Origin of the sequence: Brevundimonas sp. Root608 (assembly GCF_001427825.1) — a bacterium.
Lineage (GTDB): Bacteria > Pseudomonadota > Alphaproteobacteria > Caulobacterales > Caulobacteraceae > Brevundimonas.
In genome coordinates this window covers 627,201-653,644 of sequence record NZ_LMGT01000001.1, presented here as the reverse complement: position 1 = coordinate 653,644, position 26,444 = coordinate 627,201, and the positions used below count along the sequence as shown (strand labels likewise).

General features: G+C 69.7%; 29 protein-coding genes. 11 read left to right on the top strand and 18 right to left on the bottom strand.

Annotation, left to right across the window (positions count from 1 at the left end; all coding sequences use genetic code 11):
- Window positions 1-98 precede the first annotated feature (98 nt).
- A complete protein-coding gene (locus ASD59_RS03000) occupies window positions 99-254 on the top strand; it encodes a DUF1294 domain-containing protein (RefSeq protein ID WP_235561704.1) in 156 nt (51 codons plus the stop codon).
- On the opposite strand, the gene ASD59_RS02995 is transcribed toward ASD59_RS03000, so the two are convergent.
- Genes ASD59_RS02995 through selD form a run of 3 tightly spaced genes read right to left on the bottom strand, consistent with a single transcriptional unit; the run spans window position 251 to window position 3,654 of the window.
- Entirely contained in the window at window positions 251-1,546 is a 1,296-nt protein-coding gene (locus ASD59_RS02995; protein WP_055828087.1) for a dicarboxylate/amino acid:cation symporter, read from the bottom strand. The genes ASD59_RS03000 and ASD59_RS02995 overlap by 4 nt on opposite strands.
- A 24-nt stretch (window positions 1,547-1,570) precedes the next feature.
- Window positions 1,571-2,620 (bottom strand): tRNA 2-selenouridine(34) synthase MnmH, encoded by a 1,050-nt coding sequence (gene mnmH, locus ASD59_RS02990; RefSeq protein ID WP_055828084.1) that lies wholly within the window; start codon window positions 2,618-2,620, stop codon window positions 1,571-1,573.
- Complete coding sequence (gene selD, locus ASD59_RS02985) at window positions 2,617-3,654, bottom strand: selenide, water dikinase SelD (protein WP_055828081.1); 1,038 nt, start codon at window positions 3,652-3,654, stop codon at window positions 2,617-2,619. The genes mnmH and selD overlap by 4 nt, the downstream gene beginning before the upstream one ends.
- Window positions 3,655-3,776: 122 nt before the next feature.
- Between selD and ASD59_RS02980 the strand changes: the two genes are divergently transcribed.
- The 6 genes from ASD59_RS02980 to ASD59_RS02955 all read left to right on the top strand — a co-directional run bounded on the left by ASD59_RS02980 (window position 3,777) and on the right by ASD59_RS02955 (window position 7,982).
- Window positions 3,777-5,087, top strand: coding sequence for an amidohydrolase (locus tag ASD59_RS02980; protein WP_235561703.1), 1,311 nt, complete (start codon window positions 3,777-3,779; stop codon window positions 5,085-5,087).
- Window positions 5,088-5,143: 56 nt separating this feature from the next.
- Window positions 5,144-5,350, top strand: coding sequence for a hypothetical protein (locus ASD59_RS02975; RefSeq protein ID WP_055828075.1), 207 nt, complete (start codon window positions 5,144-5,146; stop codon window positions 5,348-5,350).
- Between the two features lie 61 nt (window positions 5,351-5,411).
- Window positions 5,412-6,077 carry a glutathione S-transferase family protein gene (locus ASD59_RS02970; protein WP_055828070.1) on the top strand — a complete coding sequence of 222 codons (666 nt, stop codon included), beginning with the start codon at window positions 5,412-5,414 and terminating at the stop codon, window positions 6,075-6,077.
- 90 nt (window positions 6,078-6,167) lie between these two features.
- Complete coding sequence (locus tag ASD59_RS02965) at window positions 6,168-6,383, top strand: hypothetical protein (RefSeq protein ID WP_055828067.1); 216 nt, start codon at window positions 6,168-6,170, stop codon at window positions 6,381-6,383.
- 136 nt (window positions 6,384-6,519) lie between these two features.
- A complete protein-coding gene (gene greA, locus ASD59_RS02960) occupies window positions 6,520-6,993 on the top strand; it encodes a transcription elongation factor GreA (RefSeq protein WP_055828064.1) in 474 nt (157 codons plus the stop codon).
- 53 nt (window positions 6,994-7,046) lie between these two features.
- A complete protein-coding gene (locus ASD59_RS02955) occupies window positions 7,047-7,982 on the top strand; it encodes a mitochondrial fission ELM1 family protein (protein ID WP_082572372.1) in 936 nt (311 codons plus the stop codon).
- Here the strand turns inward: ASD59_RS02955 and ASD59_RS14155 are convergent.
- Window positions 7,979-8,293 carry a hypothetical protein gene (locus ASD59_RS14155; RefSeq protein ID WP_055828058.1) on the bottom strand — a complete coding sequence of 105 codons (315 nt, stop codon included), beginning with the start codon at window positions 8,291-8,293 and terminating at the stop codon, window positions 7,979-7,981. The genes ASD59_RS02955 and ASD59_RS14155 overlap by 4 nt on opposite strands.
- A 76-nt stretch (window positions 8,294-8,369) precedes the next feature.
- Between ASD59_RS14155 and trxB the strand changes: the two genes are divergently transcribed.
- Entirely contained in the window at window positions 8,370-9,380 is a 1,011-nt protein-coding gene (gene trxB / locus ASD59_RS02945) for a thioredoxin-disulfide reductase (protein WP_055828055.1), read from the top strand.
- A 6-nt stretch (window positions 9,381-9,386) separates the two neighbouring features.
- On the opposite strand, the gene ASD59_RS02940 is transcribed toward trxB, so the two are convergent.
- The 4 genes from ASD59_RS02940 to ASD59_RS02925 all read right to left on the bottom strand — a co-directional run bounded on the left by ASD59_RS02940 (window position 9,387) and on the right by ASD59_RS02925 (window position 13,265).
- A complete protein-coding gene (locus tag ASD59_RS02940; RefSeq protein WP_055828052.1) occupies window positions 9,387-9,794 on the bottom strand; it encodes a response regulator in 408 nt (135 codons plus the stop codon).
- Window positions 9,795-9,894: 100 nt separating this feature from the next.
- Complete coding sequence (locus tag ASD59_RS02935) at window positions 9,895-11,445, bottom strand: PAS domain-containing protein (protein WP_055828048.1); 1,551 nt, start codon at window positions 11,443-11,445, stop codon at window positions 9,895-9,897.
- A gap of 56 nt (window positions 11,446-11,501) precedes the next feature.
- Complete coding sequence (locus tag ASD59_RS02930) at window positions 11,502-12,668, bottom strand: cell wall hydrolase (RefSeq protein ID WP_055828044.1); 1,167 nt, start codon at window positions 12,666-12,668, stop codon at window positions 11,502-11,504.
- 117 nt (window positions 12,669-12,785) lie between these two features.
- Complete coding sequence (locus ASD59_RS02925) at window positions 12,786-13,265, bottom strand: Dps family protein (protein ID WP_055828041.1); 480 nt, start codon at window positions 13,263-13,265, stop codon at window positions 12,786-12,788.
- A 196-nt stretch (window positions 13,266-13,461) separates the two neighbouring features.
- Here ASD59_RS02925 and ASD59_RS02920 point away from each other — a divergent pair, with 196 nt between their 5' ends.
- Entirely contained in the window at window positions 13,462-16,740 is a 3,279-nt protein-coding gene (locus ASD59_RS02920) for a PAS domain S-box protein (protein ID WP_235561702.1), read from the top strand.
- Window position 16,741: 1 nt separating this feature from the next.
- On the opposite strand, the gene ASD59_RS02915 is transcribed toward ASD59_RS02920, so the two are convergent.
- Both ASD59_RS02915 and ASD59_RS02910 read right to left on the bottom strand, forming a co-directional pair.
- On the bottom strand, window positions 16,742-17,104 hold the full coding sequence (locus tag ASD59_RS02915; RefSeq protein WP_055828033.1) for a DUF6481 family protein: 363 nt from the start codon (window positions 17,102-17,104) through the stop codon (window positions 16,742-16,744).
- Window positions 17,105-17,265: 161 nt separating this feature from the next.
- Entirely contained in the window at window positions 17,266-17,451 is a 186-nt protein-coding gene (locus ASD59_RS02910) for a hypothetical protein (protein WP_055828030.1), read from the bottom strand.
- A 466-nt stretch (window positions 17,452-17,917) separates the two neighbouring features.
- Here ASD59_RS02910 and ASD59_RS02905 point away from each other — a divergent pair, with 466 nt between their 5' ends.
- Window positions 17,918-19,003 carry a cell wall hydrolase gene (locus ASD59_RS02905; protein ID WP_235561701.1) on the top strand — a complete coding sequence of 362 codons (1,086 nt, stop codon included), beginning with the start codon at window positions 17,918-17,920 and terminating at the stop codon, window positions 19,001-19,003.
- Window positions 19,004-19,007: 4 nt separating this feature from the next.
- Here ASD59_RS02905 and ASD59_RS02900 read toward each other — a convergent pair whose 3' ends face one another.
- From ASD59_RS02900 to nadA, 6 genes are all read right to left on the bottom strand, one after another.
- Entirely contained in the window at window positions 19,008-19,235 is a 228-nt protein-coding gene (locus ASD59_RS02900) for a hypothetical protein (RefSeq protein WP_055828028.1), read from the bottom strand.
- A gap of 2 nt (window positions 19,236-19,237) precedes the next feature.
- A complete protein-coding gene (locus ASD59_RS02895; protein ID WP_055828025.1) occupies window positions 19,238-19,453 on the bottom strand; it encodes a hypothetical protein in 216 nt (71 codons plus the stop codon).
- Window positions 19,454-19,524: 71 nt separating this feature from the next.
- Window positions 19,525-20,379 carry a carboxylating nicotinate-nucleotide diphosphorylase gene (gene nadC / locus ASD59_RS02890; RefSeq protein WP_055828022.1) on the bottom strand — a complete coding sequence of 285 codons (855 nt, stop codon included), beginning with the start codon at window positions 20,377-20,379 and terminating at the stop codon, window positions 19,525-19,527.
- Between the two features lie 4 nt (window positions 20,380-20,383).
- Window positions 20,384-21,913 (bottom strand): L-aspartate oxidase, encoded by a 1,530-nt coding sequence (locus ASD59_RS02885; protein WP_055828019.1) that lies wholly within the window; start codon window positions 21,911-21,913, stop codon window positions 20,384-20,386.
- Window positions 21,910-22,755 (bottom strand): metalloprotease, encoded by an 846-nt coding sequence (locus ASD59_RS02880; protein ID WP_055828016.1) that lies wholly within the window; start codon window positions 22,753-22,755, stop codon window positions 21,910-21,912. The genes ASD59_RS02885 and ASD59_RS02880 overlap by 4 nt, the downstream gene beginning before the upstream one ends.
- A 109-nt stretch (window positions 22,756-22,864) precedes the next feature.
- Window positions 22,865-23,944, bottom strand: coding sequence for a quinolinate synthase NadA (gene nadA, locus ASD59_RS02875; RefSeq protein ID WP_055828013.1), 1,080 nt, complete (start codon window positions 23,942-23,944; stop codon window positions 22,865-22,867).
- Between the two features lie 158 nt (window positions 23,945-24,102).
- On the opposite strand from nadA, the gene ASD59_RS02870 reads away from it, so the two are divergent.
- Entirely contained in the window at window positions 24,103-24,771 is a 669-nt protein-coding gene (locus tag ASD59_RS02870; protein ID WP_055828009.1) for a hypothetical protein, read from the top strand.
- On the opposite strand, the gene ASD59_RS02865 is transcribed toward ASD59_RS02870, so the two are convergent.
- Both ASD59_RS02865 and ASD59_RS02860 read right to left on the bottom strand, forming a co-directional pair.
- The gene (locus tag ASD59_RS02865; protein WP_055828007.1) at window positions 24,768-25,301 is read right to left on the bottom strand and encodes a methylated-DNA--[protein]-cysteine S-methyltransferase; all 534 of its coding nucleotides are present in this window, start codon (window positions 25,299-25,301) and stop codon (window positions 24,768-24,770) included. The genes ASD59_RS02870 and ASD59_RS02865 overlap by 4 nt on opposite strands.
- Window positions 25,282-26,385 carry a bifunctional transcriptional activator/DNA repair enzyme AdaA gene (locus tag ASD59_RS02860; RefSeq protein ID WP_055828004.1) on the bottom strand — a complete coding sequence of 368 codons (1,104 nt, stop codon included), beginning with the start codon at window positions 26,383-26,385 and terminating at the stop codon, window positions 25,282-25,284. The genes ASD59_RS02865 and ASD59_RS02860 overlap by 20 nt, the downstream gene beginning before the upstream one ends.
- Between the last annotated feature and the right edge of the window lie 59 nt (window positions 26,386-26,444).

Here is a 26,444-nt window from a genome sequence, read left to right as displayed (position 1 = left end):
CTGATCCTGCTGGCCGCTGAACTGGTGGCCTTCGGCCTGTTCTGGTTCGACAAGACCCGGGCCCGCGACCATGGCTGCGGGTTCGGGAGAGCACCCTTTTGCTGGTCGCCCTGTTCGGCGGCGTGGGCGCGTGGGCGGGGCAGCATCTCCTGCGTCACAAGACGCGCAAGGAGCCGTTCCGGACCCTTCTGGGCGCCGTGATCGTCGCGCATCTGTTCGGCGTCGCAGCCGTGTTCTGGCTGCTTCTGCCCTAGATCCCCGACGCCGCCTCCGGATCTGCGATCGCGTCCCGGCCCTCGACGATCCGCGCCGCCGTGAGGTCGGCGGTGACGTTGCCGATGGTGCGGAAGATGTCGGGCACGACCTCGACCGCAAGCAGCAGGGGCAGGACATCCAGCGGCAGGCCCATGGCCAGGGCGATGGGGGCGATGGAGGCGAAGAAGGAAACCTGGCCCGGCAGGCCCACGGTGCCGACGCTGATCGCCAGGGCCGCGACGGCGCCCGCGAACAGCACGCCGGGGGTCAGGGCGATGCCGTACAGGTGGGCGACGTAGATGCAGACGGCCAGATTGGCGACCGTCGAGGTGATGCGGAACACCGCAACCGCCAGCGGCAGAACCAGACCGGCCGTCGCCGCGGAGACGCCGAGCCGGTCGATCGCCCGCTCGACCATCACCGGCAGACAGGCCAGCGACGACTGGGTCGAGAAGGCCACGACCTGGGCCGGCGCGGCCGCGCGGGCGAAGCGGCCGAGCGTGACCCGGCCGAAGACGACGGCCACCACATAGGTCAGCAGGATCAGGCCGATCAGGGCCAGCGACACGATGGCGATGTAGTGGCCCAGCACCCCGGCGGCCCCCAGTCCCGCCCTCAGGCCCACGCCCAGCGACAGGGCGAAGACCCCGAACGGGGCGGCGCGCAGCACCCAGTGGACGATGACGATCATCGTCTCCGAGACGGCCTCGAAGAAGACGGTCAGCGGCTGGCGCAGGCGCGCGCTCAGCCGGGTGGTGGCGAAGCCGAAGACGATGGCGAACACCACGATGCCGAGGATGGCGTCGTCGGCGGCCGCGCGGATCGGATTGGCCGGAGCCAGGCTGGTCAGGAAGGCGGAAAACCCGCCGCCGCCGAGGTTCTGGCGCACGGCCTCGTCGCCTACGGCGCCCGCCAGCAGCAGCCGGCCGCCCTCGGGATCGATCGGCCAGATCGCGTGCAGGCCCAGGGAGGCGAGGACGCCGTAGACCGTCGCGCCCAGCAGCAGCAGGGCGAAGACGATCATGGTCCTGAGCGCCAGCCGCCCGGTCGCGGCCGCGTCGGCGATGGAGGCGATCCCGGTCACCAGCAGGCTGAAGACCAGGGGTATGATGGTCATCCGCAGGGCGTTGAGCCACAGCTGGCCCAGGCCCTCGACGAGGGCGACCGTGCCGGTTCCACCGGGAATGCCGTACGTCTGGGCGGCGGCGCCGGCGGCCAGTCCCCCGACAAGGGCGGCCAGCACCCACAGGCTCAGCGAGGAGAAGAGGGCGGCGGTGCGCGAACGGGTCATCCGGAGAAGCTAGGGCGGCCCGCGTCAGGCGTCGAGGGCCGTCATGATGCGCCGCGCCGTATCCGCCAGTCCGTCCGGCGTCAGATCCGTCATCGCGATCCGTTCCAGCACCGCCCGGTTCCGGGTCTGCGTCGTGCGCTGATAGGCGGGATCGTAGTGGGCCTCGATCAGGGCCGCAGCCAGTTCGTCGATCTCGCCACGCGCCGCCATCCCGCGCCATTCCGCGATCGCCGCTTTCGCGTGGTGGCGAGGCAGGCGGGTCAGGGCCTGGTCGAGGGCGGCGGGATCGGCGGCGATGCCGGCGTAGTGTTCGACGATGTGGGCGATGCGCGCGGACAGGGGCGCGGCCAGTTCGAAGACGGGGGCGGGGGACATCGCGGCCCATAGCGACGGCGGAATGACGCGCGCGCCGATCTTGCTGCTCTCGGCCTCGGCGACGACCGGTCGGGCGGGATCGAGGCGATCGAGGGCGTCGTGCAGCCGGGTCTCGAAGGCCTTCTGCGACGGCTGGCCGCCGGGCATGGCGCCGAACAGCGAGCCCCGGTGGGCGGCGAGGGCCTCCAGATCCAGGGTTTGCGCGCCCCGTTCGGCCAGCGCCGTCAGCAGCGCCGTCTTGCCCGAGCCGGTGGGGCCGTCCAGCAGCACCAGCCGATGCGGGACGGGCTGGTCGTACAGGGCCGCCGTCACCTGCCGCCGCCAGGCCTGATAGCCGTCGTGCACGACCGCGACCGGCCAGCCGACCTGATCCATCACCGTGGCCATGGCGTGGGACCTCTGCCCGCCGCGCCAGCAGTAGACCAGCGGCTGGAAGCTTCCGGTGCGGTCGGCCAGCGCGCCCTCAAGATGCGCGGCGATGTTGCGGGCCACCATGGCCGCGCCGGCGCGGCGGGCGAGGAATTTGGAGCCTTGGACGTATTCCGTGCCGACCGCGGCGCGCTGTTCGTCGTCCAGCACCGGCAGGTTGATGGCCCCGGGGATGTGGTCGAGGGCGAACTCGGCCGGGCTGCGCACGTCGATGATGGCGTCGAAGGCGTCGCGCGACCGGTGACACAGCTCGACGGTGCGCCGGATCATGCGACGACCTGCACCCGGGCCGGGCCGTCGACGACGCGGCCGACAGGGAGGGCGCCGCAGCCGTTTATCCGGGCGAGGGCCTGCAGGGCGGAAACCTCAGCCTCGGCGACGGCGATCAGCAGGCCGCCCGAGGTTTGCGGATCGGTCAGGAGGTCGCGGACCACGCCGGCTTCGAGCCCGTCGACCTCGTGGCCGTAGGCGGCCCAGTTGCGGGCCGAGGCTCCGGTGCGCACGCCCTCCTCCAGCAGCCGTAGCGCGTCGCCGAGGACAGGCGGGCGGGACGTCAGCTCGACCGTCGCCCCCGCGCCGCGCGCCATCTCGAGCGCATGGCCGAGCAGGCCGAAGCCGGTGACGTCGGTGACCGCGTGAACCCCGGCGCGCCCGGCGAGCTCGGCGCCGAAGCTGTTCAGCCGGGTGGTCGTCTCCTTGAGGAGGCGATAGCCCTCCTTGTCCAGCCGGTCCTGTTTGAAGGCGGCGCTGAGGACCCCGACACCGAGGGATTTGGTCAGCAGCAGGACGTCGCCGGGACGCGCGCCGCGGTTGGTCAGGACCTGATCGGGGCGGACGAGGCCGATGACCGCCAGTCCGTAGATCGGCTCGACGCTGTCGATCGAGTGGCCGCCGGCGACGGGAATGCCCGCCGCGGCGCAGGCGGCGGCGCCGCCCTGGAGCACGCGGCCGATGGTCCGGGGCGACAGCACATTCACCGGCATGCCGAGGATGGCCAGGGCGAGGATCGGACGCCCGCCCATGGCGTAGACGTCGGACAGGGCGTTGGTCGCGGCGATCTGCCCGAAGTGGAACGGGTCGTCGACCATGGGCATGAAGAAGTCGGTGGTGGCGACCAGAGCCTGATCGTCGTTCAGCCGCCAGACGGCCGCGTCGTCGCTGGTCTCGTTCCCGACCATCAGGTCGGCGAAGGGGGCCGTCTGAGGGACGCCCTTGAGGATATCCTGCAGCACCGTCGGAGCCAGCTTGCAGCCGCAGCCGCCTCCGTGGGCCAGAGAGGTCAGGCGGGGCTCGGGCGTGTCCATGCGTCGGGTTTGGGCGAAACCGCTGGCGAACTCAACAGTCGCGCGGCGGCGCGCCCGCCCCTTTTGCGTTGCCAACCTCCGATGCGCGGACCAAGCTCCGGTCGTTCATGACGGGGCAAATGATGCGACTTCCTGCAACAACGGCCGCGCTGGCCCTGCTGGCGTTCGGCCCGGCCCATGCGCAACAGGACGACGACCTCCGGCTGGCCGTGGCGCGCGACTATGACGCCAACCTCGGCGCCCTGTTCGACGACTTCCACCGCAATCCCGAACTGTCGGGGATGGAGGTCCGCACCTCCGGCATCATGGCCGCCCAGCTGACCGCGCTCGGCTATGACGTCACCACCGGCGTCGGCGGCACGGGCGTGGTCGCGGTGCTGCGCAACGGCGACGGCCCCACGGTCATGATCCGCGCCGACATGGACGGCCTGCCGCTGAGCGAACAGTCGGGCCTGGCCAACGCCTCCACCGTCAAACAGGTCGACAGCGACGGCGTCGAGAAGCCGGTCATGCACGCCTGCGGCCACGATGTTCACATCACCGCCCTGATCGGCACGGCCCGCCAGATGATGGCGCGGCGCGCGGACTGGTCCGGCACCCTGGTCCTGATCGCCCAGCCGGCCGAGGAACGCATCTTCGGCGCCCGGGCCATGGTCCAGGACGGCCTCTATTCCCGTTTCCCCAAGCCCGATTACGCCCTGGCCTTCCACGTGTCGGCGGATCTGGCCAACGGCCTGATCGACCTGCCGCTGGGCATCACCTCGTCAAGCTCGGACAGCGTCGACATCGCCGTCCACGGGGTGGGCACGCACGGGGCCTATCCGCACATGGGGATCGACCCGATCGTGGTGGCCTCGGCCATCGTGATGAACCTGCAGACCCTGCCCAGCCGCAGCATCAACCCTCTGGAAGGCGCGATCGTCACCGTCGGGGCCATCCACGGCGGCATCAAGCACAACATCATCTCCGACCGGGTCGACATGCAGCTGACCGTCCGCGCCGACAATCCGGAGACGCGCCTGGCCCTGCTGGACGGGATCGACCGCGTCGCGCGCGGCACGGCCCTGGCGCTGGGCGTGCCCGAGGACAGGCTCCCCACCGTGGTTCGCTCGACCACCGAAACCACGCCCGCGACCATCAACGACGCCGCCACCGCCGCCCGCCTGCGAGCCGCCGTCGGCGCGGCCATGGGGGCCGACCGCGTGGTGGATGTCGACCGCACCGGCATGGGGGCCGAGGATTTCGCCTGGTTCGTCACCCCCGAAACTGGCGTGAAGGGGGTGTATTTCAGCGTCGGCGGCACGCCCGCCGATCAGGTGGACGCCGCGCCGGGCCATCACTCGCCCCTGTTCCGCATCGATCCCCGCCCGTCGGTCACGACCGGAGTCGAGGCCATGGTGGTCTCGGCCCGGGCCCTGATGCCGAAAGGCTGAGCCGGGCCTGAACCGTTCCCGACGCTGTCCGTTTCACCTCCGAACCGGAGAGCCTCATGCCCATTCCCAAGCTCGCGACCCTGATCGGCGGCCTGCTGCTCAGCAAGGGCGGACGGCGCATGGCTGGCCGCCACGCCGGCAAGCTGGCCCTCGCCACACTGGCCTTCCAGCTGTGGGAACAGCGGCAGGCGGGGAAACATCCGGAGCGTCCGCAGGCCGGAAAGGCCCACCCTCGCCAGCGCTGGAGCGGTCGGCGCGTCTGAATCCGCTGGACCGACGCGGCGTCAACCGCGTTCACTGCGCCGGCCAAACGGAGCCGACGCCATGATCACCGTCCATCACCTCAACGATTCCCGGTCCCAGCGCGTGCTGTGGCTGCTGGAGGAGCTGGGCCTTCCCTATGAGGTCAAGCGGTACCAGCGCGACCCGAAGACCATGCTGGCCCCGCCGGAGCTGAAGGCCATCCACCCCTTGGGCAAGTCGCCGGTGCTGGACGACGGCGACGCCCGCTTGGCCGAAACCGGGGCGATCATCGAATATCTGCTGGAGACCCATCCCGAGTCCGGCCTGCGCCCGGCGCCCGGTACGGAGGCCGCGCGGCGCTTCACCTACTGGCTGCACTATGCCGAGGGCTCGGCGATGACACCCCTGCTGCTGAAGCTGATTTTCAGCGCCATTCCGAAACGCGCGCCCTTCCTGGCGCGCGGCGTGGCCCGGGGGATCAGCAAGGCCATGAACGCCAATATGATCGACCCGCAGCTGGCGGCGCACACCGCGTACTGGGAGGCCGAGCTGACGCGGTCAGCCTGGTTCGCGGGCGACGCCTTCTCGGCGGCCGACATCATGATGAGCTTCCCGGTCGAAGCGGCGGGGTCGCGAATGGGCTACGGCGCCGACAAGCCCCGGCTGAAGGCCTTCCTCCAAGCCATCCACGCGCGGCCGGCGTACCAGCGGGCGCTCGAACGGGGCGGGCCGTACAGCTACACGTGAGACGATGGCATGGGCGCCACAACCGCTCCTGAACCGGGCGGGAGGCTGGAAAGGGCGCAACCCTCGTTCCGCACAAACGTTAATCGCTCCATGCGCCCGAGAACCGTTCAAGTCATCGCCGCCCTTGTGGCCGCCGTCGCCTTCATCCTCGCCTTCATGGCGGCGGGCGTCGTTCTGCTGTCCAGCCTGTTCATGGCCCTGGGCCTGGCCGCCGTCGCCTGGCTGGCCTGGAGCCTCGTCGGCAGGGTGAAACTGTGGGGCAGCATCCAGCAGATTCGCGAGCGTCGCCGCAAGGCTGTCACATAACGACAATCTGTCGGAAACGTCTTGCCTCTTGAACCTTGAGGCCGGGCGCCCTACCCTCTTGGGCCGGTCGCGAGCGCCCAGCGACCCTTGGCGTCACCAACCTCTAGTCGGGCGATAGCTCAGAAATTCACGACATATGGAAAAAGTGCCGATGACGGCCGAGGGCTACCGTGTCCTCGACGATCAGCTGAAGCAATTGAAGTCCGTGGAGCGGCCGAGCGTGATCTCGGCCATCTCGGAAGCGCGCGAGCATGGCGATCTGTCTGAAAACGCCGAGTATCATGCGGCCAAGGAGCGGCAGGGCTGGATCGAAGGCCAGATCGCCGACATCGAGGACAAGATCAGCCGCGCCCAGGTCATCGACGTCTCCAAGCTGAACGGCGACCAGGTCATGTTCGGCGCCACGGTCACCGTGGTCGACGAGGACACCGAGGAGGAGAGCCGCTACCAGATCGTCGGCGAGCACGAAGCCGATGTGAAGGCGGGCAAGGTTTCCGTCGCCTCGCCGATCGCCCGTTCGCTGATCTCCAAGGAAGTCGGCGACGTGGTCGAGGTGAACACCCCCGGCGGCGTCAAGGCCTACGAAATCCTCAAGGTCGAGTGGAAGTAGGGGCAGACCAGCCCCCGCTCTCCGTCTGGGTCGTCTCCGACGGCCGCGCCGGCATGGAAAATCAGGCGCTGGGTCTGGCGGAAGCCGTCCAGCGCCTTTTTCCATCCGACATCACCGTCAAACGCATCCGCTGGCGGGCCGCTTTCGACAAGCTGCCCTCGGCCATGAAGACGTCGTGGATGCTGGACCTGTCCTCCGATCCCACGGAACCGGCCGCGGGCGAGGCCTGGCCTGACCTGTGGATCGCCACCGGGCGCGCCACCCTGCCGATATCCGCCCGCGTCCGGGCGGCCTCGGGAGGGCGGACCTTCGTGGTCCAGACCCAGGACCCCCGCTGGCGCAACGCCGCCTATGACCTGATCGTCGCCCCCGCCCATGACCCGGTCGAAGGCCCGAACGTGCTGTCGATCACCGGATCGCCGCATCGCGTCACGCCCGACCGGCTCGCCGAGGGCTCGGCCACCTTCGCGGACCAGCTGGCCGCCCTGCCCCATCCCCGTGTCGCGGCGCTGATCGGGGGGCGTTCCAGGGCCTTCGACCTCACCGACGCCCATGCCGCCGATCTCGCCGACCGGATCGCCAGGGCGGTCGAGGCGACGGACGGCTCATTGATGCTGACCTTCTCGCGCCGCACCCCCGGGACGGCGAAGGCGGCGATGATGGAACGGCTGGCCCGTCTGCCGGGCCTGATCTGGGACGGCGCGGGCGCGAACCCCTATTTCGCCTTCCTCGACCAGGCCGACCATGTGCTGGTCACAGAGGACAGCGCCAATATGGCGGCCGAGGCGGCCTCGACCGGCAAGCCGGTGCACATCCTGCCGATGATCCCGCTGAAGCCGGCGGACAAGTTCGCTCGCCTGCACGCCGACCTGCATGCGCACGGCGCGGCTCGGCCGTTCGACGGGACGCTGGAAGCCTGGACCTATGCGCCGTTGGACGAGACCGCGCGCGCGGCGCGAACCGTGCTCGAGCGGATGAAGCGCGCCTAGTCGCCTCCCCCGCCGCCGTCTCCGCCGCCCCCGTCCGAGCCGCCGTCGGAGCCGTTCCCGTCCGAACCGTCATCCTTGCTGCGCCCGCCGTCCGAGCCATAGACACCGGCGTTCGAGCCGTCATTCCGGCGATCGCGCTCCGCGCCCCCGGCCTTCTTCTGCTGGGCGGCGTCCAGGGCCACGCCCAGCCCCATCCCGATGGCCACGCCCATACCGATGCCGATCGCCAGATTGTCCATGGCTATGCCGATGGCTGTGCCCACGGCGATGCCGATCGCCAATCCCACCCCGATGAAACTGCGGCCTTCCATATCGTCCCCTCCATCACACCTGTGAACAGTCGGAACCTACCATCGCGCGAGACGGAATCAGCGCCTAAATAGGGGCATGAGCACCTTGAGAACCGTCCGCGTCGCCATCATCGGCTCCGGCCCCGCCGGCTGGACCGCGGCCATCTACGCCGCGCGCGCCATGCTGAAGCCCGTCGTCATCGCCGGCCTGCAGCCCGGCGGGCAGCTGACCATCACGACCGATGTCGAAAACTATCCCGGCTTCGCCGACGTCATCCAGGGCCCCTGGCTGATGGAGCAGATGCGCGCCCAGGCCGAACACGTCGGGACCGAGATCATCGAGGACATCGTGGTCAAGGCGGACCTGTCGCAACGGCCCTTCCGCCTGACGCTGGATTCCGGGACGGAGATGCTGGCCGAAACGGTGATCATCTCCACCGGCGCCCAGGCCAAATGGCTGGGGCTGGAGAGCGAGGCCAGATACCAGGGCTTCGGCGTCTCCGCCTGCGCCACCTGCGACGGCTTCTTCTACCGCGGCAAGGACGTGATCGTGGTCGGCGGCGGCAACACCGCGGTCGAGGAGGCGCTGTTCCTGACCAATTTCGCCTCGAAGGTCACCGTCGTGCACCGCCGCGACGAGTTCCGGGCCGAGCGCATCCTGCAGGACCGGCTGTTCTCGAACCCGAAGGTCGAGGTCGTCTGGGACAACGCCATCGACGAGATTCTGGGCGAGACCAACGCCATGGGCGGGGTCAACGTCACCGGGGCCCGGCTCAAGAACGTCAGGACGGGGGAAACCCGCGACCTGTCGGCGGACGGGGTCTTCATCGCCATCGGTCATGCGCCGTCGTCGGAACTGTTCGCCGGCCAGCTGGAAACCAAGCAGGGCGGCTATCTGGTAGTGAAACCTGGCACGACGGCCACGGCCATCGAAGGCGTCTGGGCCGCGGGCGACGTGACCGACGACATCTACCGCCAGGCCGTCACCGCCGCCGGCATGGGATGCATGGCGGCTCTGGAAGCCGTCCGCTTCCTCGCCGAGGAAGACCACGCGAAGGCGCACCAGCCCATTTCGCACAAACAGGCGGAAAAGATCGGCGTCTGGTAGCCGGCGTCAGCCGAACAACTGCAGTTCAGGCGGCGCGTATTCGACCGGCCGTCCGGCCCGGCGGCGCAGGGCGTAGTCGACCGCCGTCTGCACGGCGCGCTCGTCGGTCGGCTTGGACAGCACGCCGATCGTGCCGGCCACGCCGCTGCGCACCATGCCGGGGTTGGCGGTCATGAACAGAACGGTCACGCCCAATTTCTGTCCGAGCTCGCGACCCAGTTCGATTCCGGTCGGACCGTCGGACAGATGGATGTCAACGAGGGCGAGATCGACGTCAGTCTCGTGAACCAGGCGGAGCGCGGTCTGCGCGTCGGCCGCGGTCCCGACCACTTCATGGCCGAGATCTTCCAGGACGAAGCGCAGCTCCATGGCCACCAAGGCTTCGTCTTCAATGACAAGGATACGCGCACTCATCGGTGTTCAGACGTTTCAATCTCGTTCGGCCGTCCGTAACCGTACGGACTAACTGGTTAAATCAACGCGACCCGCCGATGGCGGTTGCGACGAATCGCGGTTATGCGACAATTTGTGCAGCGCGGCGTCGTGACAGGGCGGTGGCCGGCAGGTCGGCGGTCACGCGCAGTCCCTCCGGCGCCCATACGCGTTCCAGACGCCCGCCGAGCTGGTTTTCGACCGACAGGGTGGCCAGCGAGGAGCCGAACCCCACCCGCGTCGGCTCGCCCCCGACCGGCGGCCCGCCCCGCTCTTCCCACACCAGGATGAACCGGTCCCCCTCGGTGCGCGTGTCCAGGGTGACCGTCCCGTCCTCGGCGGACAGGGCCCCGTATTTCGCGGCGTTGGTGGCCAGTTCGTGGAACAGCAGGGCCACCGAGGTGGCGGCCTGGTCGTCGAACACGGCGTCGTTGCCGGTCACCGACACCCGCATCCGGCCATCAAGCGCCGCATAGGGCTTGAACAGGTCGTTGAGGAAGGCATGCAGCGTCATCGTCCCCACGGTGGGACGCGAGGCGTCCGTATGCGGCCGGACGAACTCATGCGCCCGGGCGAGGGCGTTGATGCGCGTCCGCACCGCCGCCGCGAACGCCTTCGCCTCGGGGAACTGGCGCGCGGACAGGGCGATCAGGGCCGAGACGACGGCGAAGATGTTCTTGATGCGATGGCTCAGCTCCTGGCTCAGCAGGTCCTTGGAATCGACCATCCGCTTGAGATCCTCGATGTCCGTGCAGGTGCCGAACCAGCGCGTGATCTCGCCCTTGTCGTTGCGGATCGGCGAGGCGCGGCCCAGCGTCCAGCGATAGACGCCGTCGGCGCGCCGCAACCGGTATTCGATCTCGTAAGGTTCGCCGGTTTCCAGCGAATGGCTCCACCGGGCCCAGGCCCGCGCCTGATCGTCGGGATGGAACATGCCGTTCCAGCCCTCGCCGTCAGTCGATCCCGCGGGCACGCCGGTGAATTCGTACCAGCGCGCATTGTAGTAGTCGTGGAAGCCGTCCGGCTGCGTTGACCAGACCATCTGCGGCATGGAGTCGGCGATGGCGCGGAACCGGGCCTCGCTTTCCGCGAGGGCGGCGGCGGTCGTCACCAGATCCGCGTCGGCGCGACGGCCCGCCGCCAGCGCCTTGCGCAGGTTCAGCAGATTCATCACCTGGCGGGCCAGCACCTCCAGCGCCTCGGTCTGGAGCGGCGTCAACCCCTCGGGCCGTGGCCGGGCGTCCAGCACGCACAGCGTGCCGAGCGGCAGGCCGGACTCGTCCTTCAGCAGGACGCCGGCGTAGAATTTCAGGCCCTGGGGCGCCGTCACCAAGGGATTGCAGGCGAACCGCGGGTCCTGCGTCGCGTCCGGGACGACCAGCCGGTCCTGTTCCAACAGGGCGTGGCGACAGAAGGAGGTTTCCAGCGGCGTCTCGCGCACGCCCAGGCCGACCTCGGACTTGAACCATTGCCGGTCGGCGTCGATCAGGTTGACCACGGCGATCGGGGCGTCGCACAGCCGGGCCACCAGGGCCGTGATGTCGTCAAACGCGGGCTCACGTTCTGAATCGAGGATGTCATAGGATTTGAGGGCCGCTAGGCGATCCGTCTCGGTCCAGGCGGTCGTGGTCATCCGCAGGTAATGCCCAAATGCCGTCGCCGTTGCAAAGCTTGAAGGCGTGGCGGACGTCAGGCGCCCGGGCGACCGACTTCCTCGACCGCCATGGGCGTCACGCCTGGAGCAACCGCACCCGGCGTCTCGGGTGAGGGTGCGGCCGGGGCTTCGAAGGCTGCCAGCCGCTCGTTGATGGCCGCGATGTCGGACGCCGAGGCCTGACGGCGTCCGCCCAGGGAGGCGACGCCGACGACGCGGGTCTGGCCGTCGATCTCGACGGTCCGCATCGCGGTTTCCCCATTGGCGGCGGCCTCGGCCAGCGCCTTTTCGGCTTCCGCGGCGGTGGCGAGCTGGATGCGCGGCCGCGAGAAGCGGGCTTCGTCGATCAGGGGCTCGCGGCCGGAATAACGCTGGCTGAAGGCGGCGGGTTCTCCGTAGACGCCCTTCCAGCGGTAGAAGATGTGCGCGCCGATCTGGGTCAGCTTGTTCAGCGTCGGCGACCACCACGGATGCACATAGTCGGCGTGATAGTGGGTCGCCGTGCCGACCGCGGCCGACACATGACCGGCCAGGGCCTGTTCCGCGACCCGTTTCGCGCGCTGCCACGCCCAGCCGACCGGGGCCTGGCCCAGGGCGCCGTCGCAGGTGAAGCTGAACTGACAACCCGTCGTCCGCTCAGCCCCCTCGAACACCACGCCGCAGATGGTGTTGGCGTAGTTCGGGTCACGCACGCGGTTCAGGATGACCTGGGCCACGGCCTCCTGGCCCGCGGTGGGTTCCAGCGCCGCCTCGTAATAGACGCCCTGGGTCAGGCAGCGCAGGGCCCGGCGGCGATCCTCGGCCGTGGCGGGCTTGAAGATGAAGGGGGCGGCCACGCGCAGATACTGCGAGGCGTTCGGCGTCGCGGCGTTCAGCTTCATGGCGTCCAGGCCCGTGGCGCCGAACTCCAGCGTCGGCCGGCCCGCCAGGGTCAGGCTTTCCCAGCCCGGCGTCAGGCCGTACAGCGCGGGCTGGCGCTCACCCGGATCGTGACGCAGCGCCACGGCCAGTTGCGACGGATCCATGCGGCCCGTGATGGCCGCCATGCCGTGGGCCCCCAGGTCGCCCCTTGTCAGGGCCCGGACGACCTCGGCGCGGCGGTCGATTTCGGGTCGGGGAGTCGAGCTGGCGGCCATGGCCACGCCGAAGGCGGCCACCACCACGGGCGCGCCGGCGGCCAGCCGTCGCGTGCCTTTCAGCATCGATCTCCAGTCGATTGCGGCCAAATCCAGCTCCAGAGGCGGCCTGGGCCACCCAATGTCTTCCATGCCCGGCAAGCGGGGCGCTTTTCAGGCGGAAAAGCGCCGTTAGGTCAAGCCTCAACGTCCCCCGAGGGTGGACCGCAGCATCCAGGCGAACTTCTCATGCGCCGCCAGCCGCTGCGTCATCAGGTCGGCCGACGCCTCGTCGCCGGCTTCGTCGGCGACCTCAAGCGCCTTGCGCGTGGTGGCGATCAGGGTTTCGTGGTCCTGCATCAGCTCCTTGAGCATGGCGGTCGCCTCCTTCTCGGGGTCTCCATCCTTGATCGAGGTCAGGTTGCCGAATCCCGAAAAGCTTTGCGGCGCCAGGACGCCCAAGGCGCGGATGCGTTCGGCGAGGTCGTCGAGCGCGGCCCAGATGTCGCGGTACTGCTGCTCCAGCAGATTGTGGAAGCTGAAGAACTCGGGCCCGCGGACGTTCCAGTGATAGCCGTGGGTCTTCAGATAGACGGCGAAACTGTCGGCCAGCACCTTGGTCAGTTCCTGGGCGACGTCGGCGCGCTCGGTCTTTGTCAGGCCGGTGTCGATCGTGGCGGTCATGCGGGCTCCTCGGGGGATTGAAACGGTCAGTACGCAGGTGGGCATGGCGGGGGCATTCGCCAAGACCGGGCGTTCGTGCGACAGCGGGGCGAATGGCGACGCTTGAGGGAACGTGATGCTTCCCAATACGTTGCAGCGGATCGCGCAGGGCGCGAGCGGGGGCTGTTGAGTGAGCGGGGCCGGGTTTCCCAAACATTTGTCGAGTGCTGACGCCGCCCTGAGCGGACTGGCGCGGATTCCGCCCCGGCCGTGGTGGATCAACATCCTGATCGGCCTGGCCTTCGCGGCCCTGGTTCTGGCGCTGCGCTGGGCGCTGTCCGGCTTCTATGGCCAGATAAGCGGCTTCATCATTCTTCTGCCCGGCGTGGTTCTGGCGGCTCTGGCGGCGGGCCGGCTGGCGGGCGCGACCACGGTCGTCGCCGCGCTGCTCGGCGGCTGGGCGATCGCGGGGCCGGGCGCCCAGGGTGTGGGCATCTCGACGCCGATGGGCGTGATCGCGACGACGAATTTCATCGTCGTAGGGCTGTTCGTCGCCGTCGTCGCCGCCTCCCTGCGCAAGACGGTGGCGCAGCTGAACCAGTCGGTCGCCGAGCTGTCCGCCGCGGACGTCCGCGTCGGCGAGAGCGACGCCCGCTTCCGCCTGATGGCCGATACGGCGCCCTCTCCGGTGTGGATGACCAATGCGAACGCCGAGGTCGAATTCGTCAACACGGCCCTGGTGGAATATTACGGCCGGCCCGCCGAAGAGATACTGGGCCACGTCTGGAAACAGACCGTCCATCCGGACGATCAGGCCGCGGTCGAGGCGGTGATGGCGGCCCATCGGCCGCAGCATCTGCCCTATGGCTTCGAGGCCCGGTTCCAGCACGCGAACGGCAAGTGGCGCTGGATGCGCGTCTCCGTCAATCCGCGGTTCGGCTCCGACGGGACCTTCCTCGGCTATGTCGGCATGGCCTTCGACGTCAGCGAGACACGCGAGGCGCTGGATACGCTGGCGGCGCTGGAACGGCGCCAGAGCTTCCTGCTGGAGTTGGCCGACAGGCTGCGCGACCTCGTTTCCCCCGAAGAGATCATGGTCGAGGTCGGGCGAGCGGTGGGCGCCGAACTGGGCGCCGACCGCGTCGGCTACGGCGAGGTGGATGAGGAACGCGGCGTGGTCTCCATGACCCGCGACTGGACCGCGGGCGTCGTCAGCGCCCAAGGGAAATTCCGCCTCGAGGATCTCGGCGGGGACCTGATCGCGGACCTTGCCGAAGGCCGGCTGATTCGCATTCCCGACGTTCAGATGGATGAGCGGACGAGGGACGCCCTGGACGTCTTCCGGCGGCTGGAAACGCGGGCTCTGCTGCGTGCGCCGGTTATTCGGGCTGGACGCCTGCGGGCCTTCATGTACGCCCACCATGCCAGCGTGCGCGAATGGAGCGAGGCGGAAGCCAGCCTTCTGCAGGAGGTCGCGGTCCGCACCTGGACCGAGATCGAACGGGCCCGCGCCGAGGCCGAGGTCCGCGAAAGCGAGGCGCGTTTTCGCGCCATCGCCGACACCGCGCCCGTTCTCATCTGGGTCACCCAGCAGGACCGCACGCGCGCCTTCGTCAACCAGGCCTATGTCGCCTTCAATGGCGGGACCTATGAGGAGGCGCGGCTGGCCGACTGGCGCAGCATCGTCCATCCCGACGACCAGGACCGGATCATCGCCGAGTCGCTCGCCGGCGAGTCGACGGGTCAGCCCTTTTCGATGGAAGCGCGCTACCTGCGTCACGACGGCCAGTATCGCTGGCTGAAGTCCTTCTCCAGACCGCGGCTGGGCGCGGGGGGCGCGGTTCTCGGCTTCGTCGGCGTCGCGTTCGACGTGACGGACATCCGGGAAACCAGCGACCGGCTGGTGGAGTCCGAGACCCGGTTCCGCACCGTGGCCGACAGCGCGCCCGCCCTGATCTGGATGCTCGACGCCGAGGGCAAGCCCAGCTTCATCAACCGCCGCTACCGCACCTTCTTCGGCATCGAGTCGGAACTGGACGTCGCCGAGGGCTGGCGCCGTCTCGTTCACCCCGACGATATCGAAGCCTTCACCGCCGCCTTCGCCGACGCGGTCGACCGGCACGACCGCTTCGAGAGCCTGATCCGCACGCAACACCCGGTCATGGGCGAACGCTGGCTGCGCTGCGAGGCCCTGCCCCGGTTCGACGGCGCCGGAAAATTCCAGGGGTATGTCGGCGCCAACGTGGACGTCACCGAAGCCAAGCGCGCCGAGGACGATCTGAAGCGCATCAACGAACTGCTGGAGGAGCGGGTCGGCGAGGCGATGGCGGAGAAGGCCAAGGCCGAGGCCGACCTGATGCACGCCCAGCGCATGGAGGCCGTGGGCCGCCTGACCGGAGGCGTGGCGCACGACTTCAACAACCTGCTGACGGTCGTCATCGGGGCGCTGGACATCATGTTGCGCTCGCCCAACGACGCCGCCAAGCGCCAGAAGCTCGGCGAGGCCGCCCTGGCCGCCGCCCGACGCGGCGAGGGCCTGACCCACCAGCTGCTCGCCTTCTCGCGCCGGCAGGCCCTGCGTCCCGAGCCCGTCGACCTGAACGCCCAGATTCGCGAGAGCGAGCCGCTGCTGCGCCGGGCCGTCGGCGAGGCGGTCGAGTTCAAGCTCAAGCTGCGCCGCGGCGGGGCCCGGGTCAGCGTCGACCCGTCCCAGTTCGAGGCCGCCCTGCTGAACCTGGTCGTCAACGCCCGCGACGCGGTCGGGGACAAGGGCCGGATCACGGTCCGGACCATGTCCTGCCCCGTTGCGGCCGGGGAGGTCGCCGACCTCCCTCCGGGCGACTATGTCTGCGTGACCGTGTCGGACAACGGGACCGGCATGCCGCCCGACGTCATCGCCCGGGTGTTCGAACCCTTCTTCACCACCAAGGCGGTGGGCAAGGGCACCGGCCTGGGTCTGAGCCAGGTCTACGGCTTCGCCCGCCAGAGCGGCGGGGCCGCCCACATCGCCTCGACCGTCGGGCGCGGAACCGAAATCAAGCTGTATCTGCCGCCGCTGGCGGACGGCGCGACGCCGGCGATCGAACCCGGGCCCGCCGCCGCCCAGGCGATGACGGCGGGGCGCCGTCTCCTGCTGGTCGAGGACGACGTCAGCGTCGCCGTGGTCGTGCTCGAACTGCTGGAGGGGCTGGGACTGGAGGTCCGCGCCGTCGAAACCGCGCCCCAGGCGCTGGATCTGCTCAAGCGCGAACGGTTCGACATCATGCTGAGCGATGTGGTCATGCCCGGCGGCATGACCGGGATCGAACTGGCGCGCCGGTGCGAGCGCGACTATCCGGGCATGCGCATCGTCCTGACGTCCGGCTACGCGGGAGACGACGTCGACGCGGCTCTGTCGAACGCACCCTGGCCGTTCCTGCGCAAGCCCTATTCGGGTGAACAGCTGGCGCACATCCTGGGCGATCTCGCTCCCGGGGATGCGCCGGCCGGCGAATAAATCAGCGGGTGCGGGCCTTGCGGGCGGCGTACCGCGCGTCGCGGGCGGCCTTTTGTTCTTCCTTGGTGAGCGCCTTACGCTCCTTGCGGGCGGCGCGCTTCTCGGCCTCGATGGCTTCCTGGGCCTCGGCGTCGGCCGCCATGCGCGCGGCTTCCTTGTCGGCCTTTTCGCGACGGGCTTCCGCCTTGGCCAATTCGTGCTGCTGGCGCAGGGCTTCCTTCTCGGCGGCGCGCTTCAGCGCCAGCTTCTCGAATTCGGGGTCGGGAGCGGCGGGCTTGGCCTTGAAGCGGGCGAGCAGGGCCTTCTTGGCCTCCTGCTGGGTGGTGAGGCGGTCGGCGAAGCCGGTTTGTTTCAGATCTCTCATGCGGAGGTCGTCGATGTCCTTGATCGGTTGTCGGAGTACGCGGAACGGCCTCGGGGCGAGCATCACCCGGCCCCGGGCCGTCGGCTAACCCTATATAGGCGGCGAAATCAAGGTTGCGAGGCGGGATCCGACCCGCCTCGCTCACTCGACGAGGAAGTGTGTCAGTTCGGCTTCTCGGCCTGGCCGACGGCCGCGCCCGCCGCTCCGCCCACTGCGGCGCCGACGGGACCGGCGACCAGTGCGCCGGCGATCGCGCCTGTGGCGGCCTTCTGTTCAATGGTCTGCCCGCAGGCGGCGGCGGAGACCGCGGCGAGGGCGAGGACGAGGGTGACAGCCATGCGTTTCATACGAAATTCTCCCGGTAGTGCAGGCGGAACGCGGTTGCCGCTCCGCCGGTTCCGGCTCCGAGAGCAAAGTTAAAATCGTCAACGAAACCATAACGACGACAATAGATGCTAGTCCTGTTAATCGTCATTATGCAGATTCATCGGATGATCATGTTGTTTCTGTGTTCCGCAATACAGATCACGTGAGATAGATTATCAACCTCATACATAGCCAGCTCATCAGAAACACTGGACGTTGCACATTGCGTCCCTCGCGATGTTGCGTCGCACGCGAATCTTGCGAATCAACCACATTGGCGCCACAAACGGCTGGCTTAAGGCGCGTCCTCGACGGCCGGCCCCATTCGCCGACCGCCGATTTACCGCAAACGGATCGCGACGCCGATCTCCACGAGATTGGAGAGGGTCGCCCGGTTGCGAGACTACCCGGGGGCGGCATTGCGCCCTGCCGAACAGGACTGAGCCCTTGCCGAACGCCCCGCACACGTGCGCGAAGACCCCTGTCGAACGTCTGGCCCGTATCCGGCCCGGCTCGGCGGCTGCGGCTTTCGGCGTTGTGATGGGGCTGGCCGTGGGCTGCGCCTACCTGGGCGGCACGGCGGCGAAGGCCACAACCGTGCGGAATCAGGCGGAACGGATCGAGGGCGCCACGGCGGCCGGATTTACCGAGGAAGCCTTGGCCGCGGCGGCCGGCGGTCTCGACGAAAGCGCCCTGGCCATCGCCCGGCGCCACGATCCCTACACCGTCGCCGGCGGCGCCCAGCGCGACCGCCAGGCCGAACTGATGACCGCGCGCCTCGAACAGCTGCGCGCCCAGCCCGGCAACGCCGCCCTGCGCCAGGTCAGCCTGACCGGCCCCGTCGCGGCCCAGCCCTTCCGCCTCGGCGGCGCCCTGGACGCCTCGCGCGATCTCGAGTGCCTGACCCAGGCCGCCTATTACGAAGCCCGCGGCGAGGGCCGCGATGGCATGCGCGCCGTGACCCAGGTGGTCCTGAACCGCGTCCGTCACCCCGCCTTTCCCAAGAGCGTCTGCGGCGTCGTCTTCCAAGGCGCCGGCCGCCGCACGGGTTGCCAGTTCAGCTTCACCTGCGACGGCTCGATGCGCGGCGCCGTCAATCGCGCCGCTTGGAACCGGGCCCGCGAGGTCGCCTCCAGCGCCCTGTCGGGCGGCGTCTTCGCGCCCGTCGGCAACGCCACCTTCTTCCACACCACCGGCGTCTCGCCCGGCTGGCGTCATGCCATGGTGCGGGTCAACCAGGTCGGCGACCACCTGTTCTACCGCTTCGGCGGCCGGACGGGCTCGCGCGGAGCCTTCACCTACGCCGCCCGTCCCTCAGCCCCCGTCGAAGGTCCGCGCCTGATCCAGGCCAGCATGGACCCGACCGGCACGGTCCGCGAGGCCGGCGCCGTGGCCTACAATCTGCTGGTGTCGCAGGACAGCCGCAGCGCCCCGGCCGAGGCGCCGCCCGCCCCCACGTCGTCCCCGGCCCCCGCTCCGGCCGAATCCGCGGTCGTCACGGTCGAAGCCGCCGCACCTTCGTCTCCCGCCTGATCCGTCAGGCGTCCCGGTCGCCCTTCGACGAGCGATGCGCGTCGTCGTGACTGTGTTTCAAATCCCGCTCGCCGCCGCCGCCGGAGACCTTGCTGTTGCGCGGATTGGTAGGACCGCCCTGTCGCGGGTCGCTGAACGTCGGCGGCTCCCTGTCGGCGTTCTGATGGCTTGAGCCGGGACCGCCCCAGCGCTTTTCATCGACCGGTTCGGGTGTGTGCTGGTTGTTGGCCATGATCAGCGATCCTGCACCTTCCACTGGTTGGTCAGGTTCTGCTTCAGATTGCCGAACCGTCCCTGCTCATCGAGATTGACGTCCGAGTCGCCGGGCTGGCCCGTCTGGATTTCGGTCTCGAGATCGCGGCGGTCGCTGTCGCCGGCGTCCGGGGCCGCATTGGCGCCCTTGTCGGCGTAGCTGCGCTGTTCCTTGGGAATTCGGGGGGCGTGGGTCATCGAAGTCTCCTTCTGTCCCCGGATAAACCCCGTGCCGAACGCGCCGTTCCGTAGCGGCGTTCGCCGTCCGGTCAGATGTCCAGACCGATATCCAGCGACGGGGCCGAATGGGTCAGGGCGCCGACCGAGATCACGTCCACGCCCGTCTCCGCGATTCCGCGCACCGTTTCCAGATTGACCCCCCCCGACGCCTCAAGCACCGGCCGGCCGAAGGGCGAGACCTTGGCCCGCTCCACGGCCTCGCGCAGCATGGGCAGGGTGAAATTGTCCAGCATGATCACGTCGGGCCGCTCAGCCAGCGCCTCGTCCAGCTGATCCAGCCCGTCGACCTCGATCTCGACCTTCATCAGATGGCCCGCCGCGGCCCGGGCCCGGCGGATCGCCTCGCCGACGCCGCCGCAGACCGCGACGTGGTTGTCCTTGATCAGGATCGCGTCATCCAGGCCGAAGCGGTGGTTGACGCCGCCGCCGCACAGGACGGCGTGCTTCTCCAGCGCGCGCAGGCCGGGCGTGGTCTTGCGCGTATCGGCGATGCGCGCCTTCGTCCCCGCCACGGCCTCGACATAGGCCCGCGTCAGGGTGGCCACCCCGCACAGACGTCCCAGAAGATTCAACGCTGTCCGCTCGGCGGCGAGGAAGGCCCGCGCGTTGGCCTCGACTTCGGCCAGCACGGCCCCTGCCTCGAAGGCGTCGCCGTCCCGACGTTTCAGCTCGATCGTCGCCTCGGGATCCATGGCCAGCACGGTCAGGCGGACGCAGTCGATCCCGGCCAGAACGCCCGGCTTGCGCGCGACGAAGGCCGCCCGCATGTCGGCGCCTTCCGGGATACAGGCCTGGGCCGTCACATCGCCGGCGCGGCCCAGATCCTCGGTCAGGGACATCAGGATCACCGGCTCGATCAGCAGGTCGGGCAGTTGTCGGATCATGGCTCTATCCTGCGGCGGCCAGAACGCCGGACTCCACAGCGGAGTCGGGCGCGTGAGTCAGGCGGGTATGCCGCGCCGCCGCGACCGGCGCCGGATGGTCGCGGCGGAAATGCCCGCCCCGGCTTTCGCGCCTGGCCAGCGCCGCCCCGGCGATCAACCGCGCCGTGACCAGAGGCAGGGCGGGCCCCGCGATCCGCTCAAGGTCGGCGATGAGCCTCAGCGCCCGCGTCAGCCCGGCCGCATCGCGCACCACGCCGACGTCGGCGCTCATGGCCGCGCGCAGACGCTGCAAGCCGGATTCGGACAGGTCAGGCGCCGGCGCGACCGCAATCGGCGCGCCGGCTGCGCCATGTTCAGCCGCCGCGGCCCGGCCGGTGCGCCGGCCGAAGGCCGCCGCCTCCAGCAGCGAGTTGGACGCCAGACGGTTGGCCCCGTGCACACCCGTCGCGGCGCATTCGCCGACCGCGAACAGCCCGGGCAGCGTCGTACGGCCGTCCGGCCCGGCGACGATTCCGCCCATGTGATAGTGGGCCGCCGCCGCCACCGGAATCGGCGTCTCGCGCGGGTCCAGCCCGGCGCGCATGCAGGCGGCGAAAACGCCCGGGAAGGCTTCGGGGAATTCGTGGCCGACGGCTGTACGGGCATCGAGGAAGGCGCCGCGGCCCTCGGCGCAGGCCGCGTGGACGGCCCGGGCCACGATGTCGCGCGGCTGCAGGTCGGCGTCCGCCGCCGGGCCCAGCAGGAAGCGGCCCTCGCGGTCGATCAGCCGCGCCCCCTCGCCGCGGAGGGCCTCGGTCGCCAGCGGCATGGGGTCCAGCCCAACATCGATGGCCGTTGGGTGGAATTGCACGAACTCGGGATCGAGAATCTCGGCGCCTGCCGCCCAGGCCAGGGCCATGCCTTCGCCCAGCAGGGCCGCCGGGGTGGTGGTCTGCGCATACAGACCGCCCGCTCCGCCGGTGGCCAGCACCACGGCGGGGGCCGTGACCTCGACCATGCGACCGGCCCGCCGTTCGATCAGGGCGCCGCAGACCCGGCCCGAGGCGTCCTGGATCAGGCCGCGCAGGCGCGCGTCTTCCCACACCTCGATGTGCGGCGCGGCGCGCACCGCCGTCACCAGCGCCGACAATATGGCCCGCCCTGCCCCGTCGCCGCCGACGCGGGCGACCCGGGCCTGGGAATGAGCCGCTTCCAGACTGACGGCGAAACCACCGGCGGCGTCGCGGTCGAAGGGCGCGCCAAGCGCGGCCAGCCATTCCACCGTCTCGCGCCCGTCGCCGGTCAGGGCGCGCGTGGCCTCGATCTCGACCAGGCCGGCGCCGGCCGCTGCGGTGTCGGCCGCATGCAGGGCCGGCGCGTCGTCCGCCGACAGGGCCGCCGCCACTCCGCCCTGGGCCCAGGCCGAGGAACAGGCCTCAAGCAACGGCGCGGGCGTGACCAGCAGCACCTTGCGCGGCGCCGCTTCCAGCGCCGCCGACAGGCCCGCCAGACCGCCGCCGATGATCAGCGGTCCGTCATGACGGATGCGGTTCACCGGCCGAACTCGAAATAGCTGGCGCCCAGCGCCAGCGCCTGCTGCAACGATCCGGCGCCCGGCATCAGCCCGGCCAGGGCGACGCCGGCGCAGGCCGCGGCGACCAGCAGGAACAGGCCCACGCTGCGCCCCGCCTCGGGCCAGGTCAGCGGACGCCCGTCGGGACGCCATGCCCCACGCCGCAGATGGCCGATCAGGGCCAGGGCCAGGAAGGCCGCGAAGATATAGCTGCCGTTGGTCACGCCCCAGATCACCACCACCGCGCCGACGACGACCATCGCCGCCTTCTCGACCATGGGATGGATGAGCGCCAGCACGGGTCCCAGCGCCTTGGAGCCATCAAGCGGCGGCGCGGGCGCGAGGTTCACCAGATTGATGATGGCGATGATGAACACCCCTTGCAGCCACAGCCCCTGTCCCGTCGCGATGTACAGGCCGAAGAAGGGAATGGCGGCCAGCAGGCCGAACGCGGGACCGGCCAGCGAGACCAGCACGCCGTGCCATTCGCTGACCGGCAGGCGCTGGCTCTTCGCCACGCCGCCGAGGAACGGGATGATGTAGATTTTCGCGGGGCCCATGCCGAGCGCGTTCATCGCCAGCACATGGCCGTACTCATGCACCAGCAGGCCCCAGATCGCCGCGACGGCGATGACCCAGCTGCCCGAGACCCACCAGATGAAGCCGCCCAGAAGCAGGGTCGAAACCACCGCCCAGACGGGATGCTGACCCTTGTCCAGAGGCGGTTCGCCAGCCTGCGGACGCGCGATTTCCCGCTCGGCCGGCGCGGCCGGGGGCAGGTTTTCCCAGGGACCGGGGCGGCGCGTCTGATCCGAATCTGTCATCGCGAAGACGTGGCCTTCTCCGTCCTCAGCCACAAGGCCAGGAGGGCGAGAAGCCGCAGGCTCTTCGGATCGACATTGGCGACCATCCGCACGGGCGCGACGTAGTGCATCAGATCAGCTCCACCGCGACGTGGTGTTTCGCCTTGAACAGGTCGTAGCGGGCCGGGACCGCCGGCGGCGGCAGGTCGATCATCCGCTGCACGGCCAGACGCGCGCGCTCGGCCATCTCTTCCGGCACGGTCACCTCGAACTTCATGTCCCGCAGACAGTCGCGGATGTTCTCCAGCGTGATCCGCTTCATGTAGGGGCACAGGTTGCACGGGCCGATGAAGCTGACCTCGGGCACGTCGCCCTGGATGTTGGCGGCCATCGAGCATTCGGTGAGCAGCACCACCTGCTTCGGCTTGTGACGGGTGATGTAGTCCGTCAACGCCGCGGTCGAGCCGGCGAAATCGGCGGCCGACAGAACCTCCTCGGGACATTCCGGGTGGGCCAGGATTTCCGCGCCCGGATAGGCCTCGCGCATCTCGGCGATGTCCGCGGCGGTGAACCGCTCGTGGACGATGCAGCGGCCCTTCCAGGCGATGATGCCGACATTGGTCTGGGCCGCCACATTGCGCGCCAGGAACTCGTCGGGGATCAGGATGACCCGGTCGACGCCCCATTCCTTCGCCGCCCATTCCACCACCTGGACCGCGTTGGCGGATGTGCAGCAGATGTCGGTCTCGGCCTTCACATCGGCCGTGGTGTTCACATAGGTCACCACCGGCAGGCCGGGATAGCGCTGCTTGATCAGCCGCACGTCCGCGCCAGTGATCGACTCGGCCAGCGAACAACCGGCCTTCAGGTCGGGGATCAGCACCGTCTTGTCGGGCGATAGGATCTTCGAGGTCTCGGCCATGAAATGCACGCCGGCCTGGACGATCACCTTCGCCGGCGACCGCGCCGCCTCCTTGGCCAGGCCCAGGCTGTCGCCGACATAGTCGCCGACGCCATGGAAGATTTCCGGCGTCATGTAGTTGTGGGCCAGGATGACGGCGTCACGCGACTTCTTCAGCGCGTTGATCTCGCTGATCAGCGCGGCCTGCGCCGGCCACTCCATCGGGGTGACGTGATCCTTGACCTTGGCCCAGACCGGCGCGGTCTCCCGCTCCAGTTCCTTCGACAAGCCAAACATGCCGTCCGCCATCGCTCGTTTCCTCCACTTATGCTCAAAGTTAGCATAAGTCGGGATGAATGTAGGCGGCTGGCCGGAAAACGCAAGCGCGATGCCGGGTATGCCGATTATGGGAAACGCGATCTTAACCGGAACCGGCTGCAAGGGATGAAACTGCCTGAGAAACCCCCATGCGCCTGATCCCCGTCGTCGCCGTCGTCCTGCTTCTGTCCGCCGGATCGGCGATGGCGCAATCGTCCGAGCCCGGCATCGCGGTCGGGGCCACGGCGGGAACCACCGGTCTCGGCGTCGAGGTCCAGGTCAAGGTCGGTCCCATCTTCACGCTTCGCGGATCCATCGACCGCCTCACCCACAGCGCCGACGAAAGCTATGACGGGGTCGACTACAACGCCGACCTGGCCTTCGACACCATCGGCGGCTTCATCGACATGCACCCGATGGCCAACGGCCTGCTGATCTCGGGCGGCGCCTATATGGGCGACCGCGACATCGACCTGGCCGCGACACCGACCGGGCCTGTGGAGATCGGGGGCCAGACCTATACGCCGTCCCAGGTCGGAACCCTGAACGGCGCGGTCAAGCTGCGCGACGTCGCCCCCTTCGTCGGCATCGGCTGGGACGACACCTTCTACCGCCGCGGCCGCTGGGGCTTCCGCGCCGTCGCCGGCGTCGCCTGGAGCGACGAGCCCGAGGTCGCCCTGACCTCGACCGGCGGCAGCCTGTCCAACGACGCGGCCTTCCAGGCCCGGCTGCGCGACGAAAGCCAGCGCATCACCGAGGAAACCGAAGGCTACGGCCTGTTCCCGGTCGTCCAGGTCGGCCTGAACTACAAATTCTAGACGGCGGCGCGGGCGCTGGCCCGCTCGTGCTCCAGCAGCCAGCGCTTGCGCTCGATTCCGCCGGCATAGCCGGTCAGCGTTCCGTTGGCCCCGATCACCCGGTGGCAGGGGACGATCACCGCGACGGGGTTCTGGCCGTTGGCCAGGCCCGCAGCCCGCACCGCCTTCGGCGAGCCGATCGCCGCCGCAAGCTGGCCGTAGGTCCGCGTCTCGCCCGCCGGAATGGCGCGCAGGGCGTCCCAGACGGCGCGCTGGAAAACGGTGCCGCCGGTCTTGACCGCCAGTCGGTCCAGGGCGGTCAGATCGCCGCCGAAATACGCCTCGACCGCCGCCCGCACCCTCGCCGGCGCCCGGCCCTCAACCAGCGCCGCCTCGCCCCAGTGGCGGCGCAGCAGCCGCATCATCCGCTCCTCGTAGCCGGCGAAGTCCAGCGCCCTCACGACGCCCTCCGCATCGGTGACCAGCAGCACCTCTCCGGTCGGCGTGGCGACCCGGTCGAGCGTCAGGGTTTCAGGCTGCGCGTTTCGCATCGTCTCTCTCCATCAACTGGGCGCCGTTGATCCCCGCCATCGCGAGATACAGCGCGCCATAGGCCCGCCACGGACGCCAGGCTTCGGCGCGGGCGGTCAAGGTTTCGTCCTTCAACCGGTCGCTCGGCGCCTCGACTCCGTCATCGATCCACTGGCCCGGCAGCCTCAGCCCCGGCCGCGCCTCGACCAGCGGCTTCAGCACCGCATCGGCGGACAGGTCGCGGGCGATGGCCTCCGGGTCGGCCGACAGGTCGAACACCCGCCGCACCCGCGCCAGCACCCCCGGCAAGGCCTTCAGATCGGTCGCCTCGATACAGATCGAGACCTTGCCGGCCTCGGCCGGTTCGACCGTGACCGAGCCGTCGGCTCCCTCCCCATCGAGCGTCAGCCGCCGCGACCAGCGCGTCCCCGCGACCATGTCGCCGCGCCCGGTCAGGGCCGCGAACATGGCGTCCCAGTCATAGGGCGGGCGGTAGGACAGGCTCAGCTTGACCCCGCCCTCATGCACCCGCTCGCCGCGCCGGCGCAGGGCCGAGGGCGGGCGGTCGTAGAGGGCCTGGAACGTCTCGTTGAACCGCCGTACGCTGCCGAAGCCCGAGGCCAGGGCCACCTGCGCCATGCTCAGGTCCGTCTGGTGGATCAGCGCCTTGGCCAGCAGCACCCGCCGCGTCTGGGCCACGCTGACCGGCGCGGCGCCCAGATGCTGGCGGAACAACCGCCGCAGGTGCCGCTCGCCCACCCCCAACCGCGCGGCCAGACCGTCGACGTCGCCCTCATCCAGCGCCCCCGCCTCGATCAGGGCCAGGGCCCGGCTGACCGTGTTCGAGGTTCCCCGCCAGGCCCCCATGTCGGGCGCCGTCTCGGGCCGGCAGCGCAGGCAGGCGCGGAAGCCCGCCTCCTCGGCCGCCGCGGCGGTGACGACGAAAAACATGTTCTCCCGGTTGGGCGTCCGCGCCGGGCAGACCGGGCGGCAGTAGATGCCCGTGGTCTTGACGCAGCCGAAGAAGCGCCCGTCGAACCGCGCGTCCCGCGTCAGCACCGCGCGGTAACAGGCCTCCTGATCGAGCTCGCCAGCGTTTTCCATGCCCGCAGAATGAGCCCGAGCAGGCCGGATGTCTCGCGGTTTTCGGACATTTGAGTGGG

What these genes read in the sequence shown, in the direction of transcription:
- nadA (WP_055828013.1), bottom strand. Translation starts at nt 23,944, where the DNA reads ATGGCGGACGGCATGTTTGGCTTGTCGAAGGAACTGGAGCGGGAGACC.
- mnmH (WP_055828084.1), bottom strand. Translation starts at nt 2,620, where the DNA reads ATGATCCGGCGCACCGTCGAGCTGTGTCACCGGTCGCGCGACGCCTTC.
- ASD59_RS02975 (WP_055828075.1), top strand. Translation starts at nt 5,144, where the DNA reads ATGCCCATTCCCAAGCTCGCGACCCTGATCGGCGGCCTGCTGCTCAGC.
- ASD59_RS02925 (WP_055828041.1), bottom strand. Translation starts at nt 13,265, where the DNA reads ATGACCGCCACGATCGACACCGGCCTGACAAAGACCGAGCGCGCCGAC.
- nadC (WP_055828022.1), bottom strand. Translation starts at nt 20,379, where the DNA reads ATGATCCGACAACTGCCCGACCTGCTGATCGAGCCGGTGATCCTGATG.
- ASD59_RS02980 (WP_235561703.1), top strand. Translation starts at nt 3,777, where the DNA reads ATGCGACTTCCTGCAACAACGGCCGCGCTGGCCCTGCTGGCGTTCGGC.
- ASD59_RS02940 (WP_055828052.1), bottom strand. Translation starts at nt 9,794, where the DNA reads ATGAGTGCGCGTATCCTTGTCATTGAAGACGAAGCCTTGGTGGCCATG.
- ASD59_RS02900 (WP_055828028.1), bottom strand. Translation starts at nt 19,235, where the DNA reads ATGGCCAACAACCAGCACACACCCGAACCGGTCGATGAAAAGCGCTGG.
- selD (WP_055828081.1), bottom strand. Translation starts at nt 3,654, where the DNA reads ATGGACACGCCCGAGCCCCGCCTGACCTCTCTGGCCCACGGAGGCGGC.
- ASD59_RS02930 (WP_055828044.1), bottom strand. Translation starts at nt 12,668, where the DNA reads ATGCTGAAAGGCACGCGACGGCTGGCCGCCGGCGCGCCCGTGGTGGTG.
- ASD59_RS14155 (WP_055828058.1), bottom strand. Translation starts at nt 8,293, where the DNA reads ATGGAAGGCCGCAGTTTCATCGGGGTGGGATTGGCGATCGGCATCGCC.
- ASD59_RS02955 (WP_082572372.1), top strand. Translation starts at nt 7,047, where the DNA reads ATGGAAAATCAGGCGCTGGGTCTGGCGGAAGCCGTCCAGCGCCTTTTT.
- trxB (WP_055828055.1), top strand. Translation starts at nt 8,370, where the DNA reads ATGAGCACCTTGAGAACCGTCCGCGTCGCCATCATCGGCTCCGGCCCC.
- ASD59_RS02910 (WP_055828030.1), bottom strand. Translation starts at nt 17,451, where the DNA reads ATGAAACGCATGGCTGTCACCCTCGTCCTCGCCCTCGCCGCGGTCTCC.
- ASD59_RS02935 (WP_055828048.1), bottom strand. Translation starts at nt 11,445, where the DNA reads ATGACCACGACCGCCTGGACCGAGACGGATCGCCTAGCGGCCCTCAAA.
- ASD59_RS02870 (WP_055828009.1), top strand. Translation starts at nt 24,103, where the DNA reads ATGCGCCTGATCCCCGTCGTCGCCGTCGTCCTGCTTCTGTCCGCCGGA.
- ASD59_RS02895 (WP_055828025.1), bottom strand. Translation starts at nt 19,453, where the DNA reads ATGACCCACGCCCCCCGAATTCCCAAGGAACAGCGCAGCTACGCCGAC.
- ASD59_RS02865 (WP_055828007.1), bottom strand. Translation starts at nt 25,301, where the DNA reads ATGCGAAACGCGCAGCCTGAAACCCTGACGCTCGACCGGGTCGCCACG.
- ASD59_RS02965 (WP_055828067.1), top strand. Translation starts at nt 6,168, where the DNA reads ATGCGCCCGAGAACCGTTCAAGTCATCGCCGCCCTTGTGGCCGCCGTC.
- ASD59_RS02915 (WP_055828033.1), bottom strand. Translation starts at nt 17,104, where the DNA reads ATGAGAGATCTGAAACAAACCGGCTTCGCCGACCGCCTCACCACCCAG.
- ASD59_RS02880 (WP_055828016.1), bottom strand. Translation starts at nt 22,755, where the DNA reads ATGACAGATTCGGATCAGACGCGCCGCCCCGGTCCCTGGGAAAACCTG.
- ASD59_RS02970 (WP_055828070.1), top strand. Translation starts at nt 5,412, where the DNA reads ATGATCACCGTCCATCACCTCAACGATTCCCGGTCCCAGCGCGTGCTG.
- ASD59_RS02995 (WP_055828087.1), bottom strand. Translation starts at nt 1,546, where the DNA reads ATGACCCGTTCGCGCACCGCCGCCCTCTTCTCCTCGCTGAGCCTGTGG.
- ASD59_RS02860 (WP_055828004.1), bottom strand. Translation starts at nt 26,385, where the DNA reads ATGGAAAACGCTGGCGAGCTCGATCAGGAGGCCTGTTACCGCGCGGTG.
- greA (WP_055828064.1), top strand. Translation starts at nt 6,520, where the DNA reads ATGGAAAAAGTGCCGATGACGGCCGAGGGCTACCGTGTCCTCGACGAT.